13 protein-coding genes are annotated in these 18,684 nt (G+C 71.2%); 5 read left to right on the top strand and 8 right to left on the bottom strand.

Translation table 11 applies throughout. The features are described from left to right. Positions 1-93: 93 nt before the first annotated feature. Positions 94-2,676: a bifunctional FO biosynthesis protein CofGH gene (locus tag ACIA8E_RS18710; protein WP_399299277.1), complete on the bottom strand. Its 2,583-nt coding sequence runs from the start codon at positions 2,674-2,676 to the stop codon at positions 94-96. 18 nt (positions 2,677-2,694) lie between these two features. Here ACIA8E_RS18710 and ACIA8E_RS18705 point away from each other — a divergent pair, with 18 nt between their 5' ends. Further along, on the top strand, positions 2,695-3,192 hold the full coding sequence (locus ACIA8E_RS18705; protein WP_399299275.1) for a phosphodiester glycosidase family protein: 498 nt from the start codon (positions 2,695-2,697) through the stop codon (positions 3,190-3,192). Between the two features lie 21 nt (positions 3,193-3,213). On the opposite strand, the gene ACIA8E_RS18700 is transcribed toward ACIA8E_RS18705, so the two are convergent. Then, positions 3,214-4,059: an LLM class F420-dependent oxidoreductase gene (locus ACIA8E_RS18700; protein WP_399299273.1), complete on the bottom strand. Its 846-nt coding sequence runs from the start codon at positions 4,057-4,059 to the stop codon at positions 3,214-3,216. A 180-nt stretch (positions 4,060-4,239) separates the two neighbouring features. On the opposite strand from ACIA8E_RS18700, the gene ACIA8E_RS18695 reads away from it, so the two are divergent. Next, positions 4,240-5,784, top strand: a complete 1,545-nt coding sequence (locus tag ACIA8E_RS18695) for a CehA/McbA family metallohydrolase (RefSeq protein ID WP_399299271.1) — start codon at positions 4,240-4,242, stop codon at positions 5,782-5,784. Positions 5,785-5,816: 32 nt separating this feature from the next. Here the strand turns inward: ACIA8E_RS18695 and ACIA8E_RS18690 are convergent, their stop codons facing one another. After that, entirely contained in the window at positions 5,817-7,160 is a 1,344-nt protein-coding gene (locus ACIA8E_RS18690) for an MFS transporter (RefSeq protein ID WP_399299269.1), read from the bottom strand. A gap of 202 nt (positions 7,161-7,362) precedes the next feature. On the opposite strand from ACIA8E_RS18690, the gene ACIA8E_RS18685 reads away from it, so the two are divergent. Further along, positions 7,363-7,998 carry a DNA polymerase ligase N-terminal domain-containing protein gene (locus ACIA8E_RS18685; protein WP_399299267.1) on the top strand — a complete coding sequence of 212 codons (636 nt, stop codon included), beginning with the start codon at positions 7,363-7,365 and terminating at the stop codon, positions 7,996-7,998. Beyond that, positions 7,998-8,648 (top strand): endonuclease, encoded by a 651-nt coding sequence (locus tag ACIA8E_RS18680; RefSeq protein ID WP_399299265.1) that lies wholly within the window; start codon positions 7,998-8,000, stop codon positions 8,646-8,648. Before ACIA8E_RS18685 ends, ACIA8E_RS18680 begins: the two co-directional genes overlap by 1 nt. 124 nt (positions 8,649-8,772) lie before the next feature. Here ACIA8E_RS18680 and ACIA8E_RS18675 read toward each other — a convergent pair whose 3' ends face one another. Further along, entirely contained in the window at positions 8,773-11,478 is a 2,706-nt protein-coding gene (locus ACIA8E_RS18675) for a GNAT family N-acetyltransferase (protein ID WP_399299263.1), read from the bottom strand. Positions 11,479-11,537: 59 nt separating this feature from the next. Here ACIA8E_RS18675 and ACIA8E_RS18670 point away from each other — a divergent pair, with 59 nt between their 5' ends. Continuing rightward, complete coding sequence (locus ACIA8E_RS18670; RefSeq protein ID WP_399299261.1) at positions 11,538-12,269, top strand: siderophore-interacting protein; 732 nt, start codon at positions 11,538-11,540, stop codon at positions 12,267-12,269. A 42-nt stretch (positions 12,270-12,311) separates the two neighbouring features. Here ACIA8E_RS18670 and ACIA8E_RS18665 read toward each other — a convergent pair whose 3' ends face one another. From ACIA8E_RS18665 to ACIA8E_RS18650, 4 genes are all read right to left on the bottom strand, one after another. Then, positions 12,312-13,877: an APC family permease gene (locus tag ACIA8E_RS18665; protein ID WP_399299260.1), complete on the bottom strand. Its 1,566-nt coding sequence runs from the start codon at positions 13,875-13,877 to the stop codon at positions 12,312-12,314. Positions 13,878-14,124: 247 nt separating this feature from the next. Beyond that, positions 14,125-15,588 (bottom strand): aldehyde dehydrogenase family protein, encoded by a 1,464-nt coding sequence (locus tag ACIA8E_RS18660; RefSeq protein WP_399299258.1) that lies wholly within the window; start codon positions 15,586-15,588, stop codon positions 14,125-14,127. Then, the gene (locus ACIA8E_RS18655) at positions 15,585-17,324 is read right to left on the bottom strand and encodes an amidohydrolase family protein (protein WP_399299256.1); all 1,740 of its coding nucleotides are present in this window, start codon (positions 17,322-17,324) and stop codon (positions 15,585-15,587) included. Before ACIA8E_RS18655 ends, ACIA8E_RS18660 begins: the two co-directional genes overlap by 4 nt. Before the next feature lie 147 nt (positions 17,325-17,471). Further along, on the bottom strand, positions 17,472-18,593 hold the full coding sequence (locus tag ACIA8E_RS18650) for an LLM class flavin-dependent oxidoreductase (RefSeq protein WP_399299255.1): 1,122 nt from the start codon (positions 18,591-18,593) through the stop codon (positions 17,472-17,474). Positions 18,594-18,684 lie beyond the last annotated feature (91 nt).

Raw genomic sequence — 18,684 nt, 5'->3', positions numbered from 1 at the left:
CACGTCCGGCGATCTCCCATGGGCCCACTGCCTCGCCGCTCACATCGACAGCGAGGCGCTGTGGGCCCTGCCGCCCTGTACGCCGCCTCCGCCTCAGCTCGGCAGCACCGGCAGGAGTTCCGGGAGATGTCCGTCGGACGCCGCCGCCGTCAGCTGCCGCTCCTTCGGCACTGCCCCGTACAGCGTCGTACGCGGCTTCGCCGGCCGGCCCGCCAGCTCCGCGATGGCGACCAGGTCCTGGACCGACCGGTACGAGCCGTAACTCGACCCCGCCATCCGGGAGATGGTCTCCTCCATCAGCGTGCCGCCCAGGTCGTTCGCCCCCGAGCGCAGCATTTCGGCCGCGCCCTCCGTGCCGAGCTTGACCCAGCTGGTCTGGATGTTGGTGATGTGCGGGTGCAGGAGGAGCCGGGCCATGGCGGTGACGGCCCGGTTGTCACGGTCGGTCGGGCCCGGCCGGGCGATGCCCGCGAGGTACACGGGGGCGTTGGTGTGGATGAACGGCAGTGTCACGAACTCCGTGAAACCACCGGTCTCCTGCTGGAGGCGGGCCAGGGTCCTCAGATGGCCGAGCCAGTGGCGGGGCTGGTCGACGTGGCCGTACATCATCGTCGACGACGAGCGCAGCCCCACCTCATGGGCGGTCCTGATGACGTCGAGCCAGGTGGCCGTCGGCAGTTTCCCCTTGGTGAGGACCCAGCGGACCTCGTCGTCGAGGATTTCGGCAGCGGTGCCGGGAATGGAGTCGAGCCCGGCCTCCTTCGCGGCGGTCAGCCAGTCCCGGACGGACATCCCCGTGCGGGTGGCGCCGTTGACGACCTCCATCGGCGAGAAGGCGTGCACATGCATGCCGGGCACGCGCTCCTTCACCGCGCGTGCGATGTCGAAGTACGCGGTGCCGGGCAGGTCCGGGTGGATACCGCCCTGCATGCACACCTCGACGGCGCCGACGTCCCATGCCTGCGCGGCCCGGTCGGCGACCTGGTCCAGCGACAGGGTGTACGCGTCGGCGTCCGTGCGCCGCTGGGCGAAGGCGCAGAAGCGGCAGCCGGTGTAACAGACGTTGGTGAAGTTGATGTTCCGCGTGACGATGTAGGTGACGTCGTCACCGACCACGTCCCGCCGCAGCTCGTCGGCGATCCGGCACAGCGCGTCGAGAGCCGGTCCGTCGGCGTGGAGCAGGGCGAGTGCCTCGTCGTCGGTGAGCTTCGTCGGATCGTCGGCGGCGGTGGCCAGCGCGGACTTCACATCCGTGTCGATCCGGGACGGGACCATGCCGGGCGCGGCGGCCTCGCGCAACGCCTCCCAGTCCCCGTAGACCTCGTCGAAGTCGTCGCGGCGGTCGCCGGTGCGGCCCTCGGTGTCGATGGTGCGGTGCAGATCGGTGCGGCCGGAGGCGTTGAAACCCGCGTCGGGCTCCTGCCAGGGCAGCCCGGCCGGGATCGCCCCTTCCTTCGCGAGACCCGTCTCCGGGTCGGCGAGCGCCCGGACGTGCGGGAGGAGGCGGGGGTCGAGCCACGGCTCGCCGCGCTGGATGAACTCCGGATAGATGGTGAGCCGTTCGCGCAGCGTGAAGCCCGACTCGGCGGTCTTCGCAGCGAGTTCCTCGATGTGCGGCCAGGGACGCTCGGGGTTCACATGGTCCGGGGTGAGCGGCGAGACACCGCCCCAGTCGTCGATCCCGGCGCCGATGAGCAGCGCGTACTCGGCGTCGACGAGGTTCGGCGGGGCCTGGATGCGGGCGGACGGGCCGAGGATGTGGCGGGCGACGGCGACGGCCGCGGCCAGCTCCTCCAGTTCGGCGTCCGGCATCCCGCGCATCGCCGTGTCGGGCTTGGCACGGAAGTTCTGGACGATGACCTCCTGGATGCCGTGGTAGGCGCGAGCGGTCCTGCGGAGCTCGAAGAGGGAGTCGGCGCGTTCCTCGTACGACTCGCCGATCCCGATCAGGATCCCGGTGGTGAACGGGACGTTGGAACGGCCCGCGTCCTCCAGCACCCGCAGCCGCACCGCGGGCTCCTTGTCCGGGGAGCCGTGGTGCGGGCCACCCGGCTCGGACCACAGGCGGGTCGCGGTGGTCTCCAGCATCATGCCCATGGAGGGGGCGACGGGCTTGAGCCGCTGCAGATCGGTCCAGGTCAGCACGCCGGGGTTGAGGTGCGGGAGGAGTCCGGTCTCCTCCAGGACCCGGATCGCCATGGCCCGTACGTACGCCAGGGTGTCGTCGTAACCCTCGGCCTCCAGCCACTCCCGCGCCTCGGGCCAGCGGTCCTGGGGCCGGTCGCCGAGGGTGAACAGGGCTTCCTTGCAGCCCATCGCGGCGCCCTTGCGGGCGATGTCCAGCACCTCGTCGGGCGACAGGAACATCCCGTGCCCCGCCTTGCGGAGCTTGCCGGGGACGGTGACGAAGGTGCAGTAGTGGCACTTGTCGCGGCACAGCCGGGTCAGCGGGATGAAGACCTTGCGCGAGTACGTGATGACTCCCGGCCGGCCCGCGGCTTCGAGGCCTGCGTCCCGCACCCGGGCGGCGGACGCGGCGAGGTCCGTCAGATCGTCGCCGCGCGCCTGGAGCAGGACGGCGGCCTCGGTCACATCGAGAGCGACCCCGTCACGGGCCCGCTTGAGAGCGCGCCGCATGGAGTTGGTGGTCGGGCGTCCGCGCTGAAGATCGGTCATGAACCGAGCATACGAGCGATGCGGGCGAGCGGGAGGGACGCCTGCGGGGCGGCCGGGACCCTGCTGGCCGTGCCGGGCGCCCGCCTCGCCGTCGGCGGCCACCTGACCGACGAGCGGGGACGACCGGCCCGCATCCCGCAGATGGCCGTCAACGGCGGCCCGGAACTCGTCCGCGACGGCCGTCCCCATGTGACGCCGCAGGCCGACGGCATGGTCCGGCCGGGCGACCCGAGCTTCTACTACGGCTGGGCGGCCGAACGCAACCCGCGCACGATCGCCGGCGTGGACGGGCACGGCCGGATCATGCCGGCCACGGTCGACGGCCGCGCGGTCGACAGCCTCGGACTGTCCATCGCGGAGAGCGCCGCGGTGGCCGACTCCCTCGGCATGGAGAACGCCGTCAACCTGGACGGCGGCGGCTCGACGACGATGGTCGTCGACGACAAGATGATCAACCACCCGTCCGACGCGGCAGGCGAGCGCCCGGTCGGCGACGCCATCCTGGTGCTGCCCTGACCCAGCGGAGGCCTGCCGAGGTCACAGATACTGCGCGTAGTCGTCCAGTGTGCGCAGCACCTCCGCCTCTCCTGCCGGAGGCAGCTGCAGCACGACCTCCTCGATGCCCAGCTCCGCGTAGTGCGCCAGTTTCCCCGCACTCGGCAGCACCGCGTACGGCACCACCTGGAGCTGCTCCGGGTCGCGGCCCGCCGACTCCCAGGCCGCGCGCAGCACGGGCACCGACTCCGTGAGCCCACGGCCGCCGATCGGCAGCCAGCCGTCCGCGTACTCCGCGATGTGGGCGAACAGCTTGGGGCCGGCCGCGCCGCCGATCAGGGTGCGCGGGCCGGACACCGGGCCGCGCGGTTTCTGGACCGGCTTCGGGTGCGCATGGCTGGCCCGGACCGAGCCGAACTCGCCCTCGTACCCCATGGGTTCGTCCGCCCACAGGGCGCGCATCAGCGCCATCCGGTCGCGGCCCAGCTCCCGCCGCGTCGACCAGGTCACCCCGTGGTCCGCGGCCTCCTCGACGTTCCAGCCGAAGCCGAGGCCGAGCGTGAACCGGCCGCCGGAGAGATGGTCGAGCGTGGCGATCTGCTTCGCCAGGTCGATCGGGTCGTGCTGGGCGATCAGTGTGATGCCGGTGCCGAGCGCGAGGTGTTCCGTGACCGCGGCGGCCTGGCCGAGGGCGACGAACGGGTCGAGGGTGCGGCCGTACTCGGGCGGAAGTTCGCCGCCCGCCGGGTACGGGGTGTCCCTGGTCACCGGGATGTGAGTGTGCTCGGGCAGATAGAGCCCGGCGAATCCGCGCTGTTCGAGTTCGCGCGCGAGCCGTACCGGCGTGATCGTCCCGTCGGTGAGGAAGATCGTTGTGGCGATCCGCATGCGAGGGCACCTCCGTCGTCGTGTGGCCCCAAACTATGCGGTGCCGGTCAGGACGCCCAGGGCTCTCGGGTCACGGTTCTTGTCCGTGAACCTTCTTCCGTTTGCCGTGAGTTCATGGCCCCATAGCAGGGTTCGGGTCCGTCACCCTCGTCACACACGACACCCCGGGGAGCCACTCTCATGACCGGATCGCACACCCCGCAGAACGGCCCGCTCCGCAGGCGCGGCCTTCTCGTCGGCACCGCCGCCACCGCCCTAACGTTGTCCACTGTGAGCTTCGCGAACGCCGCGCCCGGCAAGGACAACGGCAAGGGTGGCGGTACGGACCAGGCCGACCTGACGAAGACCGTGCGCGGCACCCTGCCGGCCGGGTCGCCCGACTTCGTCTATCTGCCGGTCGAAGTACCGCGCGGGGTAAGGGAGATCGCCGTCTCGTACACGTACGAGAAGACGCCCGTCCCGGCCGGCACCCAGGGCAACGCCCTCGACATCGGCATCTTCGACGAGCGCGGCACGGAGCTGGGCGGGCGCGGATTCCGTGGCTGGTCCGGCGGGGCGCGTGCCGACTTCTTCATCCGGGCGGACGTGGCGACGCCCGGCTATGTCGCGGGTCCGGTACGGGCCGGGACCTGGAACATCGCGCTGGGCCCGTACACCGTCGCGCCCGAAGGGCTCCCGTACGAGGTGACGATCACCCTCCGTTTCGGCGAGCCCGGCACCACGCCGACGCCCGTGTACCCGCCCGAGCGCGCCAAGGGCCGGGGCCGCGCCTGGTACCGCGGCGACTGCCATCTGCACTCCGTCCATTCGGACGGCAAGCGCACCCCCGCCGAGATCGCCACCGCCGCGCGCGCCGCCGGGCTCGACTTCATCAACAGCAGCGAGCACAACACCCACGCCGCGCACAGCGCGTGGCAGGGGCTGTGGGGCGACGACCTGCTCATCCTGACGGGCGAGGAGATCACCACCCGCAACGGTCATGTGATCGCGCTCGCCACTGACCCGGGCACTTTCGTCGACTGGCGCTACCGGGCCCGCGACAACCGCTTCGGGCATTACGCGAAGGCCGTTCGCCGAGCGGGCGGTCTGGTGGTCCCCGCCCACCCGCACGCCACCTGCATCGGCTGCCACTGGAAGTTCGGCTTCGGCGAGGCGGACGCGGTGGAGGTGTGGAACGGGCCGTACACCCCGGAGGACGAGATCGCGCTCGCCGAGTGGGACAACTCCCTCGTGGCGGCCGTCCGCGCGTCGAAGCCGTGGGTCCCGGCGATGGGCAACAGCGACGCGCACCGCGAGCCGGACAAGGTGGGGCTGCCGCAGACCGTCGTCCTCGCCGAGGAGCTCTCGCGCGACGCGATCGTCGCGGGCATCCGGTCCGGGCACTCGTACATCGCCGAGTCGTCCGCCGTCAGCCTCTCCTTCGGCGCCTCGGGCGGGCAGGGCGGCCACGCGGGCATCGGTGAGCGGCTGCGGGCCGACGCGGACAGCCCGGTCACGGTACGGCTGGAGGTGGCCGGGGCGCCCGGGTGCACCGCCCACTTCGTCACGGACCAGGGCACGCTGTTCACCGCAGCGCTGCCGGAGTCGGGTGCGGGCACGGTGGAGTGGCGTACGACTCCGGCGTACGCCGCCTATGTCCGCGCCGAGGTCCGCCACCCGTCGACCGTGCCGGGGCTGCCGGGGGCACTGGCGGCGGTCACCAACCCGGTCTTTCTGGAGGGTTAGCGCCTGTCCGGCCCTGAACCGCCGGGCAGGCCTCAGGGGGTCGGCGCGGGGGCGGTCCGCTTCAGGACAGGTGGTGGGACAGTACGAAGCCGTCGCGTGCAGGCTCGTCGTTGCACGACCGAGAGGCCCGCGACCAGTGCACCCAGCACCAGCCAGCCCGCCGGCCCGGCAGCCATCACCGCACCGGTCAGCAGCGGTGGCCCGGCGGACTTCTGGATGGACTGGGACATCCCCGCCACCCCCAGATACGCGGCGCGGGCGTCCTGGGGTGCGAGGAGGACTGCCAGCTCCCAGGAGCTCACCGAGCGCATCAGTTCCGCCAGGGTGACCACCAGCGCCGCGGCAAGCAGCACTGCAGTGGCCACCCAGGTCCCGCCCCGGGTGGCCGCTGCCAGGAACGCACAGCAGACGAACATCATGGCCCCGTACAGCAGCACCGCCCGGGTGGCCCGGCGCGGACCCTCGGCCCGCGCCGACACGCTGATCTGCAGCACCACGACCGTCACGGTGTTGATGATCAGGAAGGCCGGGGCGAGGGCGTGCGGCGCCGAGGTGCGGTTCACCAGCCACAGCGGCAGGCCGACGTTGAGGACGGAGTCGTCGAGGTTCATCGGGATGTCCAGCAGCACGAACGTGAGATAGCCCCGGTCCCGCCACGGGGTGGCCCTGCGGACGGGCGGCCGCGTCCCGTCCGGGGCCCCGGCTGCCGAGCCGTCGGACCGTGCCACCTCGATGGCCTTGTCCCGCGGCTCGCTCGTACGCCATACCAGCGCCGCTGCGACGACGAAGGACAGCGCGTTGCCCAGGATCAGGGCCCGGTAGGCGTCGCTGGTCCCCACGGCCAGGCCGATGGCCGCGACCCCCGCGCCGAGGGCATAGCCCCCGTTGGCCACGCTGCGGGACAGCGCCTGGTAGGCCGCGCGCTGCTCGCCCGCCGTCCTGGTGGCGAACAGCATCTCCAGCATCTTCGCCGCCCTGTCGCCCAGGTACGTGACGGCGATGACGGGCAGGAGCGCCTCGAAGCCCCCGCACACCAGTACCAGGACGAGCGTCACCAGACGGAGCAGGTGGCATCCGATCAGCAGCGGGCGCACCGGGAAGCGGCCTGCCAGACGTCCGGCCAGCGGTGAGCCGGCGATGCCCGCCACTCCGGCCACGCCCAGCAGCACGCCGATCTGTTGGGCGCTCAGTTGCGTCACGAAGGTGAGATACAGGACCGAGGACGCGGCCCACAGCCCCGAGCCGGTCCGGTCCAGCGCCAGGGCGAGCAGCATGACCCGCGCGTTGCGGCCGCCCGGCGGATTGCGCAGCCGGGCCGGCAGACCCTGCCGGCCCTTCCGGGTCTCCGGTTCCCTGCTCCCCTTGCCGCGCCGCATCGCACGCCCCCTCGGTTATGCCTCGACATCAAGAGATCAATGAGTCAAGAGAGGAGCCTGCGAGAAGGTCGTCTTGATGTCAAGATACTTGATATCAACATACCCGCGTACCGGCCCACCCCGTCCCTGTGCGCTTCTCCGCCGGGCGCGACACAGTGGAAGGGGGACACCGGGCGGGGCTGCCGGGAGGAGGCGTCCGGACATGACCGGCGAAAACGACGACCGGCTCCGGGACTACCGCGGCAAACGGCACTTCGACATGACCGAGGAGCCACGCGGCGACGACGGACGGACGGGGGCGGCGCCCTGCTTCGTCGTCCAGATCCACCAGGCGAGGCGCATGCACTTCGACTTCCGCCTGGAGGTCGACGGCGTACTGAAGTCATGGGCGGTGCCGCGCGGCCCTTCGGAGAACCCGCGCGAGAAGCGGTTGGCCGTCCCCACGGAGGACCACCCGCTGGAGTACCGCACGTTCGAGGGCGTCATCGCGAAGGGCGAGTACGGCGGTGGCACGGTGATCGTCTGGGACCAGGGCACCTACCAGCCGCTCAGTCACGACCGCTGGGGCGCACCTGTGCCGTTCGAACAGTCCCTGGAGGACGGGCACGCGACCTTCTGGCTCGACGGCACCAAGCTGCACGGCGAGTTCGCCCTCACCCGCTTCAAGGGAAGCAGTGAGAGCGATGCCCCGGGCGAGGAGATATGGCTGCTGATCAAGGCCAGGGACGGGCGCGCCACCCATGACGGGCCTGGCACACCCGACCCCTACCGGGCACGTTCGGCCCGTACGGGGCGCACCCTGCAGCAGGTCGCCGCCGAGGAAGGGGGCGGGCCTTGATGACCGCCCGCAGGACCGTGGAGGTCCTTCTCAGCCGCTACGGCACCACCTATGCCGCCGAGGCCGGCATCCAGCTGCGGAACGCACCGCAGCCGCTGTACCAACTCCTCGTGCTCAGCGATCTGCTGAGCGCCCGCATCCGGGCGTCCGTGGCGGTGGCGGCGGCACGCGCGCTGTTCGCCCACGGCATGCGGTCCCCGGACCGGATGATCGGGACGACCCGGCAGCAGCGCGTCGACGCGCTGGGCGAGGGCGGCTACCAGCGCTACGACGAACGCACCGCCACGCAGCTCGGCGACGGTGCACAGCTCCTGCTGGTCGAGTACGGGGGTGATCTGCGGCGGCTGCGCAACGAGGCCGACGGCGACCTGGACATCCTGCGGGCCGGGCTGCGCAGAACCCCGGGCATGGGCCCGGCCGGTGCGGACATCTTCGTGCGCGAAGTGCAGGCCGTGTGGCCGGAGACGGCACCGTTCCTGGACGCGAAGGCTCTTCAGGGTGCCGAGAAACTGGGGCTGCCCGCCTCGCCGGCGGAGCTCGCGCGGCTCGCGGAGCAGGCGGACGACCGCGGGCCGGCCGTGCTCGCGGCGGCTCTGGTGCGCGCCGCGCTGGACAAGCACGTCGTCGAGGACGTCGGGGCACCGGCCTGAGGTGCGGCCCGTCGGCGCGGGTCGAAGTGCACGCCGACCGCGGGCGACCCGTCAGCGCCGGTCTCGCGCCCGTTTGCGGCAAGGTGGGCCGACCGGCACCGCCCGTCGGCCCCCTGCACGCCCCTTACGCCCCCGCGGCAGCCGTCCGGCTCAGGAACGCCAGCCGGGCCCGCTTCTCCGGCTTGTCGATCTCCGGGCCCAGCTCGAAGCCGGCCCGGACCATCCGGGCGACGCCCTTCGCGTTGCGGGCGTCGGGCTCGACGACGATCCGCAGATGGGCGGGGTCGCTGAAGACGTAGCCGATGAGCACGGAGAGCAGCGCACCGGTGAAGCCCGCTTCGGGTCCGGCGGTGCCGGTGGGCCCGATCAGCAGGTGGACACCGTGGTCGCCGGGCTGTACGTCGTAGCACTCACCGAGCGGGTCGGCGTCCGGCTCGTACGTCTGGAAGAGCGCGACCGGGACGCCGCCGCGGTACGCGAGGTAGGCGTGGTGCGTGGTGAGCGAGTCCAGGAACTCATAGGTCTCCAGGACCTGTTCGCGGCTGTACCCGCCCATGCCCCAGAAGCGGGCGCGGTCCTCGGTGACCCAGGCGTGGAGCACGTCGAGGTCGCGGGCCGGGTCGACGGGGACGAGGGATACGGTGCCGAAGCTGTCGACCTCCCGTTCGAACACGGCGGACCCGGCTCTCGCCCCGGCGCTTGTCTCAGCACTCACGTCACGTCTCTCCTCTTCTCGGTGCAGCAGATTCCAGTCCGTGACGACGGGGACGAGCTCCCCCCGCACCCACAGCGGAAGTTGATCACGGTGGTGCGCGCCCCCCGGGACTCCGGACGACCCGAACGGGACCACCCAGAGGCTGTCCTCGCGCCGCGCCAGGTCCCACACGTAGCGGGCGGCGGGGCCTCGTGCGCTGCGGTCGGTGACGCCGGGGACGCTGGACGTGGACAGCACACAGTCGTGGTCGCCCGCGAGCCCCGGCCGGCTCTCTTCGGAGTCGGTGCCGGGCAGCGCCTGCCAGGGCGAGAGCCGGTGCAACTCGCCCCAGGGACGCGTCACTTCCGCGCCCGCGACGCGCTCCATCGCGCCCGCGACCACCGCCACCCGGTCCGCGTGCGTCAGCGGTCCGTCCTCCCCCGTCAGCAGGCCTTCCAGGGCGTAAGCGATCCTCGGCACCGTCGCCAGCCACGGGCGGAACAGTTCCGGGTACGGATCCGAGTGCGCCGAACCGTTCAGCGGAGCGAGCGCCGGGTGGGCCGCCAGCCGGTGCACGACCTCGGCGCGCAGCGCCGCGTACAGCGTGGCGTCCGTGCTGTCGGCGTCCATCCTCCGGTCCCAGCGCAGCAGCCGGTCGCGCTGCCGTACGGCCTCCGGGCCGTCGAGCCCCACCACCTCCTCCAGCAGCCTCAACAGGGGTTCTGCGGAGGCGAGATGGGTGTCCATGTGGAGGGCCGCCATGTCCTTGGCGGTCCAGCGGACGGGCTCGTCGAGCAGTTCCTGAATCCGCTCGGCGCGGTGCGGGGGTGCGAACTCGACACCGAGCGGGGCGGCGATCCCCCGCTGGTTGGCCATCACCGCCGTGCCGTGGACGTCCGCGCGCACCATCGGTACGCGGCCGGTCTGCCAGGCGTACGCGGCGTCCCAGGCGGGCACCGTGCGCAGCCGGTTCGCGTGCGGGCGCAGGGGCACCTGTCCGGCGACCCGATGCAGCGTCGCGCCCGCCGTGTCCGCCGCCAGGACCACATTGACGGGCTCCACCCAGCGGTCCAGGGCGCCGTCGAGGTCGGCGACCGTGCGGGCGCGGAGCAGGGCGGGCAGGGCGTCGAAGCCGAGTTCGCCGGTGACGCGGGGCGGGTGGCGGAGGCTGACGGCTTCCTCGCCGGTGTCCGGGCCGCCGCTGATCACCGGCCCGCGGCCGGTCTCGACGACCTCGACGGTCACGGTGGCGGCGCCCGCCACCTCGATGGTCTCGGTGTGGGAATCGGCCGGCTCCCAGCCGTCGGGGCCGAGCGCCTGCACCCCACCGGCCGGCGTACGCCGCAGCCGTTCCCGGTAGAGGTCCTGGTAGTCGGCCATGGCATTGGTGATCGCCCAAGCGACCTCCCCGGTGTGCCCGAAGTGCGCGATGCCGGGAACGCCGGGGACGGCGAGGCCCACCACGTCGAACTCGGGGCAGGCGAGCCGGATCTGCTGGTAGACGCCGGGGTCCTCGATGAACCGGTGCGGGTCACCCGCGATGATCGGCGCCCCGGTCGCAGTGCGCTCGGAGCTGACGAGCCAGCCGTTGCTGCCGGAGGTCCCGGGGCCGTCGGTGGCGAAGAGTTCGATCGCGTCGTCGCCCAGCCGGCGGGCGGCCTCCTCGCGCCAGAGCTTGGTGGGGAAGCCCGCGAACAGGATGTGGGTGGCGAGCCAGACGCCCAGCGGGGTCCACGGCTGCCAGGTGCCCGGGGCGAGTCCGGCGGCGGCGAACTCGGGTGCCTCTCCCGCTCCTTCGCCCAGCCCCGCGTTGACGCCGTCGACGTACGCCCGCACCCAGTCGGCGGTCTCCGGAGCGAGGCGCTCGAAGCAGCGGCGGGCGGTGTCGTCCAGCCGGGCCCGGCGGGCGAACCGGTCCCACTCCACGGCCTCCGCACCGAGGAAGGCGGCCGTCGTGCCCTGCACCCGGTGGCGTTCGACCTCGATCTGCCAGGCGCGGTCCAGAGCGGCGTTGTGCCCCTGGGCATGGGCGAGTTCGCGGGCACCGGCCGCTCGCAGATGGGGTATGCCCCAGTCGTCCCGGTAGACCTCGTTGCGCATGCCGTTCCCGCCCTCGCTCGACCCTTCAGCCCCCATAATTTAGGTTAGCCTAACCTAAAGGCGATCTGAGATGATTCTCCGGGGAGGAGACAACTGTGGGGCATGGCTGGGAGGGCGTCGTCCTCAAGCTGATGCGCGGGAGGGACTTCGAGTTCACCGTGACCGGGGCCGAACAGGTCACCGAAGACTTCCGCCGGGTTCATCTGACCGACGGCGGGCTGCTCGCCGCGACCGGCGGCGCGCACCCGACGATGTGGGTCAGGATCTGGTTCGAGCAGGCGGGCAAACCGCACCAGCGCGCCTACACGCTGGTCGACCCGGACCCGGCCGCCGGGACGTTCAGTCTCGAATTCGCCCTGCACGACGGCGCCGCGAGCGACTGGGCACGGAAGGCGCAGCCCGGCGACACGATCGAGGCGACGCTCCAGGGCACCGGCTTCACCCTGCCCGAGCTACGGCCCGCCCGGCTCTTCGTGATCGGCGACCCGGCCTCCCTGCCCGCGATCAACTCCCTGCTGGACGCGGTCCCGCGGACCCCGGCGACGATCTGGTTCGAGACGACGCACGACTCCGACGAGGAACTGCCGTTCCGGCTGGACCCGGACTGCCACACCCTGCACAGGGTCCCGCGCCGCGACGCGGGCACCCACCTGGTCGACGAGGTGAGGGCCGCGCTGCCCGCGCTGCTCGGCGACCCCTCGGAGGCGTACATCTGGATCGCCTGCGACACGGCGACGACGCGCTCGCTGGCCACGTACGTACGCAAGGAACTGGCCGTCGCCAAGGAACGGGTGAACGCGCTGGGTTACTGGCGCACGGCTGCCTGAGAACCCGCCCGCACCGCGCCGTATGGGCCCGCGGGCATCCGCTCAGTCCTCGACGACCAGCGCGGGAGTCTCCTTCGTCAGCACGTCCCCGCGAAAGAACGAAGGGCTCCTGCGCTGGATCACCAGCATCAGGACCACGCCGAGCAGCAGCAGCCCGACGCCGATCACGAACACCGAGCCGACGCCGAGGACCGACGAGCCGGAGCCGTAGGCCGGGTCCCACATGTCGTAGAGGGTCTTGGAGAACACCGCGGTGAGCAGGATCCCGCCGACGACCGGGAAGAGGCCCTTGAAGACCAGGTCCCGGGCGGAACGGGTGAGTTCGGCGCGGAAGTACCAGGCGCAGGCGAAGGCCGTCAGCGCGTAGTAGAAGCAGATCATGAGGCCGAGCGCGTAGATCGTGTCGACCAGGACGTGCTCGCTGACCAGGGTCATGACGGTGTAGAAGACACCCGTGGCGACGCCCGCCGTGACGGTTGCCTTCCCCGGAGTCCTGAAGCGCGGGTGGACGCGGGCGTACGAGGCGGGCAGGGCCTCGTACGTGGACATCGCCAGCACTGTGCGGGCCACCGGGATGAACGTGGTCTGCAGGCTCGCGGCGGCCGAGGCGAGGACGGCGACGAAGAGCAGGATGCCGAGGCCGGGGCCCATGACCGGGCCGGCGAGCGCGGCGAAGACGTTGTCGGAGGTGTCCGGGTCGGCCAGGCCGGGACCGGTGGTGCCTGAGCCGACGGCCATCTGGGCGGCGACGGCAGTGGCGAGGTAGGAACCCACCAGGGCGACCATGGCGATGAGGGCGGCACGCCCCGGCGTCCTCTCGCTGCCGGTCGTCTCCTCATTGGCGGTCAGACAGGTGTCCCAGCCCCAGAACATGAAGATCGAAAGAGACAGGCCCGCGGTGAAGGCCGCGAAGGACTTCACGGCGAACGGGTTCAGCCACGACCACGAGAAGCCGGCCGAAGTCGCGAATCCGCCGCTCGTTCCCTTCTGTACCGCCATCGCCACGAACAGGGCGAGGACTACGAGTTGGAGTCCCACCAGCGCGTACTGGATGCCCTTCGTGGTGGTCATCCCCCGGTAGCTGATCACGGTGGCGGCCGCGATCAGGAGGAGACAGGTGAGGATGTGGACGGGCTTGCTGTCGTCCAGGGCGGCGATCGAGTCACTGCCGGTGATCTCGCCGGCGAGCAGCCAGAAGTACGAGGTCGCCACGCCTGCCAGGTTCGACAGGACGATGATCGTCGCGATGACCAGGCCCCAGCCGCACATCCAGCCGATGCGCGGGCCGAACGCCTTCACCGTCCAGGTGAAGGAGGTGCCGCAGTCCGGCATGACCTTGTTGAGTTCGCGGTACGCAAACGCGACCAGCAGCATCGGCAGGAAGCCGGCCAGGAAGACAGCGGGCATCTGGACGCCGACCTCGCCCGCGGTGGAGCCGAGGGTGGACGTCAGGCAGTAGACGGGAGCTACGGTCGAGATGCCGATGACGGCGCTGCCCATCAGGCCGACGGAGTTCCCGCCGAGCCCCTTGCCGCGTACACCGCCGTCGGCCGGGGCGGTGCCCCGTACCGCGTCTCCGGCCCGGGGCCGCGCGTCCAGCTGAGTCATACAGGGGACGCTATGCGCTGCGATATCCACATCCGGAGGGCCGAACTCCGAGACTCCCACCTTGGATCATTGGTCGAATTGCAGCTTTGATTCAATGAACTGAAGGTGAATCGAGTATTGCGCCTACTGATGGATGGTCGACCCTCGATCGGAATCCCGTGCGAGAACCGCAGCACCGTCCGCTTTGTGCCGGTTCAAAATTTTCCCGCGCCTGTCCGCATACCGGACGGCCGCGCCGCACCGATGCTCAGCCCGGCCAGACGATCGCCTGCAGTTCGCTGTACGCGTGCAGCGCGTACGAGCCGACGTCGCGCCCGACTCCGCTCCTCTTGAACCCACCGAACGGCGCCTCCATGTTCCGGCCGATCGTGTTCACCCCGACCCCGCCGGCGCGCAGCCGCCGCGCCACCCGGAAGGCCCGGGCCACGTCCCCGGACCACACGTAGTCGATCAGTCCGTAGTCGCTGTCGTTGGCGAGTGCGATGCCTTCCTCCTCGTCGTCGAAGGGGACGACCACGACGACCGGACCGAAGATCTCCTCCCGGACGACCCGCATGTCGTTGGTGCAGTCGGCGAGGAGCGTCGGCGCGACGTAGAAGCCGCGGTCGACGTGGGAGGGCCGCTCGCCGCCGGTGACCACCCGCGCGCCCTCCTTCCGGCCGAGCTCGACGTACGACTCGATGCGGTCGCGGTGGGCCGCGGAGATGACCGGCCCGACGACCGTGCCCGGCGCCGCCGGGTCGCCGACCGCCAGACGACCCGCGTACGCGACGAGCTTCTCGATCAGCGCGTCGTGGCTGCCGCGCTGGACCAGGACGCGCGTCGGAGCCGTACAGATCTGTCCGCTGTAGAAGGAGAACGTCGTGCCGATGCCCGCCACCGCCGCGTCCAGGTCGGCATCGTCGAGGACTACCGCGGCGCCCTTGCCGCCCAGCTCCATCAGCTGCCGCTTCATCCCCCGTCCGCATACCTCGGCGATGCGCTGTCCGACGGACGTGGAGCCGGTGAAGCTGACCATGTCGACGTCCGGCGAGTCGACGGCCGCCTCGCCGGCCTCGGGGCCCGCACCCGTGACGACGTTGACGACGCCCGGCGGCACGCCCGCCTCGGCGAGGGCCTCGGCCATCCGGTAGACGGAGAGCGGGTCCTGCGGGGCGGGTTTCACGACCACCGTGTTGCCCATGGCGAGCGCGGGGGCGACCTTGCCGGCCGGGTTGGCCCACGGATTGTTGTACGAGGTGATGCAGGTGACGACGCCGACCGGCTGGCGTACGGCGACCGCGCCGAAGACACCGGCCCGGCCCATCGGACCGGCCTCGTTGATCTGCGGCGCGATCGCCTCCTCGACCGGCTCCAGGGCGCCCTTCGCGTACCGCCGGAAACGGGCCGCGCCTACGGCGACCTGCATGGACCGGGCCGTTCCCGTCGTCGCACCGCTCTCCGCCCGGGCGAGTGCGGCGTTGGCGGCGAAGTCGCGGTGCATCAGGTCGGCGGCTCGGTCGAGGATCGCGGCCCGCTCCTCGGGGCGGGTGCGGGACCATGCGGGGAACGCCTCGCGGGCCGCGGCGGCTGCCGCGTACACCTGCTCGCGGCTCGCCTCGGGTGCGAGACCGACGGCCTGCTCCGTGGCCGGGTTGATCACCTCGTAGTGCCCGTGGTCGGGTTCCGTCCACTCTCCGCCGATGAAGAGGCGCTGGAGTGCGGTGGTCATCGCGTGCTCACCGTCCGGGTGTCGCGGCCGGAGCGGAGCACCGTACCGGGGACCGCGCCGGTCACCTTGTCTTCGCGCAGCGTCTCGATTCCGTTGACGCGGACCGACACGATGCCGATGGCCTTGGAGTCGAGGCGTGGACTGTCGCCGGGCAGATCATGTACGAGGATGGCGGGCCCGGCGTCGATGCGCTCGGGGTCGAGGAGGACGAGGTCGGCGTGGAAGCCTTCCTGGATCCTGCCCCGGTCGCGCAGCCCGAAGAGCTGGGCGGGGTCGTCGGTGAGCATCTTGACGGCCTGTTCGAGGGTGACGAGTTTCCGGCCGCGCAGGCAGTCGCCGAGGAAGCGGGTGGTGTACGGGGCGCCGCACATCCGGTCCAGATGGGCGCCCGCGTCGGAACCGCCGAGCAGGACGTCCTCGTGCTGCCAGGTCTGCTGCCGCAGCGCCCAGGAGTCCGGGTCGTTGTCGGTGGGCATGGGCCACAGCACCGTACGCAGCTCGTCGGCGGCGCAGATCTCGACCAGGCAGTGGAACGGGTCCTGGCCGCGCTCGGCGGCGATGTCGCGTACGACGCGCCCGCCGAGGCCCTCGTTCGCCACGCTGTACGTGTCGCCGATGACGTACCTGCCGAAGTCCGCGAGGCGCCGGAAGACACCGGCCTCCTTGCTGTCGGCGCGACGGAGCATCTCGGCGCGGGTGGAGGCGTCGCGGAGCCGCTCGATCCGTTCGGGGACGGGGAGGGAGAGGATCTCGCCCCAGCCGGGGATGAGGTTGAGGGCGCAGAAAGTGCCGAGCGACATGTTCATGGGGGTGAGGATCGGCATGGTGAGGGCGACGACCCGGCCGCCCGCCCGGCGGGCGCGTTCGCTGGGGACGAGCTGGCGCGGTACGCGTTCGGGGACGGCGGCGTCGATGGTGAGGACGTTCCAGTTGAGGGGGCGGCCCGCTGCGGCGGTCATGTCGACGAGGAGGTCGATCTCGTCGTCGGAGAACTGGTCGAGGCAGCCCGCGACGATCGCTTCGAGCTGGGTGCCCTCGTGTTCACCGACGGCGCGGGAGAGGGCGAGGAGCTCTTCGGGCAGTGCGTGCCGGGAGGCGACGGGCTTGCCGTCGCCGTCGGAGTGGGTGGTGGACCGGGTGGTGGAGAGCCCCCAGGCCCCGGCGTCCATGGCGTCGTGGAGGAGCCGCAGCATCGCGTCGAGCTGGGCGGGTCCGGGCTGTCCGCCGACCGCGTCGGCGCCCATGACGTGGCGGCGCAGGGCGCAGTGGCCGACCATGAAGCCGGCGTTGACGGCGATCCGCCCTTCGAGGGCGCCGAGGTATTCGCGGAAGGTCGACCAGGACCAGTCGACGCCCTCCTCCAGGGCCTTGAGGGCCATCCCTTCGACCTTGGACATCATGCGGCGGGTGTAGTCGGCGTCGTCGGGCCGGTCGGGGTGGAGCGGGGCGAGGGTGAACCCGCAGTTGCCACCGGCGACGGTGGTGACGCCGTGGTTCATGGACGGCGTGGCGTACGGGTCCCAGAAGAGCTGGGCGTCGTAGTGGGTGTGGGGGTCGACGAAGCCGGGGGCGAGCACGAGTCCGGTGGCGTCCTCCGAGGTCACGGCCGCCTCGGTGAGGGTGCCGGGCTCGGCGATGACGGCGATGCGGCCGTCGCGGACGCCGAGGTCGGCGACGTACGAGGGAGCACCGGTGCCGTCCACGACGGTCGCTCCGCGGATGAGGTGGTCGAGCATGTCGGGTTCCCTTCTGATCTGTACGGGATGCAGCCGGGGTGCGTACGACCGCGGTACGCACCCCGGCTCGCGGAGCGGCGGTCCGGGAAGACGCCGCTCCAGCTCAAGCCGCTCCGGGGAGCGGGGATCCGAGGGCAGCGCCCCCGCCTACGCCGCTGTGCGGAACCGCGTCGTCCGGTGCACCGGATCCGTATCGATCTTCGGAATCACATGCTCACCGATCAGCCGGATCGAGTTCATCGTGTCCTCGCGGCTGATCCCGATCGGCAACCCGAAGCTCAGCTGGTCCGCCCCCGCCTGCTCCCACCGCCGGCACTGCCGCAGCACCTCGTCCGGGTCACCGCAGATCATCAGTTCCTCGGCGATCAGCAGCTCGATGATCTCCTCGCTGTACTCGGGCAGCAGCTCCGGCCACTCCGGAATGCCTTCGGGCCTCGGGAACGTGTCGTGGTAGCGGAACAGGAGCGACTGCAGGTAGTTCAGCCCGCCGCCGACCGCGATCTCGACGGCCTTGGCGTGCGTCTCGGCGCATATGGCCGTCGACGTCACCATGACGTTGTCGTTGACGAAGCCGCCGACTGGCTCAGCGTCCTTGACGGCCGACTTGTACGAATCGACGACCCACTCCATGTCGGAGACCTTCTGCACGCTGAACCCCAGCACGCCGAGCCCCTTCCTGGCTGCCATGGCGTACGAGGACGGCGACCCGGCCGCGTACCACATCGCCGGGTGCGACTTCCCGTACGGCTTCGGCAGGATCTTGCGGGGCGGCAGCGACCAGTGCTTGCCCTGGAAGCCGACGTACTCGTCCTGGAGCCACATCTTGGGGAACTCGGCGATGGTCTCTTCCCAGAGTTCCTTGGTGTGGTTCATGTCGGTGATGCCCGGCATGAACCCGAGGATCTCGTGACTGCCGGCCCCGCGCCCCGAGCCGAACTCGAATCTCCCCTCCGACAGATGGTCGAGCATGGCGACCTTCTCGGCCACCTTCACGGGGTGGTTGACGGGGGCGAGGGGGTTGAAGATGCCGGAGCCGAGGTGGATCCGTTCGGTGGCGTGCGCGAGGTATCCCAGGTACACGTCGTTGGCCGAGAGATGCGAGTACTCCTCCAGGAAGTGGTGCTCGGAGGCCCAGGCGTACTTGAAGCCGGACTTGTCCGCCTGGATGACGTACTCGGTCTCCTCGATCAGCGCCTTGTGCTCGGCCTCGGGGTCGGCCTCGGCGCGCGCGGCGGGTACGTACCCCTGTACAAACAGCCCGAATTCCAAGGGGGTTCACCGTCCTCATTCATTTCTGACACACCGTCAGATTACGATGCGACCGACTGTTCCACCGACGGTCCGACCCGTCAATAGCTGA

Source organism: Streptomyces sp. NPDC051664 (assembly GCF_044453545.1).
GTDB lineage: Bacteria > Actinomycetota > Actinomycetes > Streptomycetales > Streptomycetaceae > Streptomyces.
This window is presented reverse-complemented; position numbering and strand designations above follow the sequence as displayed.

Excerpts from the sequence above, each read along its gene's own strand:
- ACIA8E_RS18710 (WP_399299277.1), bottom strand. The coding sequence starts at position 2,676 with ATGACCGATCTTCAGCGCGGACGCCCGACCACCAACTCCATGCGGCGC.
- ACIA8E_RS18705 (WP_399299275.1), top strand. The coding sequence starts at position 2,695 with ATGCGGGCGAGCGGGAGGGACGCCTGCGGGGCGGCCGGGACCCTGCTG.
- ACIA8E_RS18700 (WP_399299273.1), bottom strand. The coding sequence starts at position 4,059 with ATGCGGATCGCCACAACGATCTTCCTCACCGACGGGACGATCACGCCG.
- ACIA8E_RS18695 (WP_399299271.1), top strand. The coding sequence starts at position 4,240 with ATGACCGGATCGCACACCCCGCAGAACGGCCCGCTCCGCAGGCGCGGC.
- ACIA8E_RS18690 (WP_399299269.1), bottom strand. The coding sequence starts at position 7,160 with ATGCGGCGCGGCAAGGGGAGCAGGGAACCGGAGACCCGGAAGGGCCGG.
- ACIA8E_RS18685 (WP_399299267.1), top strand. The coding sequence starts at position 7,363 with ATGACCGGCGAAAACGACGACCGGCTCCGGGACTACCGCGGCAAACGG.
- ACIA8E_RS18680 (WP_399299265.1), top strand. The coding sequence starts at position 7,998 with ATGACCGCCCGCAGGACCGTGGAGGTCCTTCTCAGCCGCTACGGCACC.
- ACIA8E_RS18675 (WP_399299263.1), bottom strand. The coding sequence starts at position 11,478 with ATGGGGGCTGAAGGGTCGAGCGAGGGCGGGAACGGCATGCGCAACGAG.
- ACIA8E_RS18665 (WP_399299260.1), bottom strand. The coding sequence starts at position 13,877 with ATGACTCAGCTGGACGCGCGGCCCCGGGCCGGAGACGCGGTACGGGGC.
- ACIA8E_RS18660 (WP_399299258.1), bottom strand. The coding sequence starts at position 15,588 with ATGACCACCGCACTCCAGCGCCTCTTCATCGGCGGAGAGTGGACGGAA.
- ACIA8E_RS18655 (WP_399299256.1), bottom strand. The coding sequence starts at position 17,324 with ATGCTCGACCACCTCATCCGCGGAGCGACCGTCGTGGACGGCACCGGT.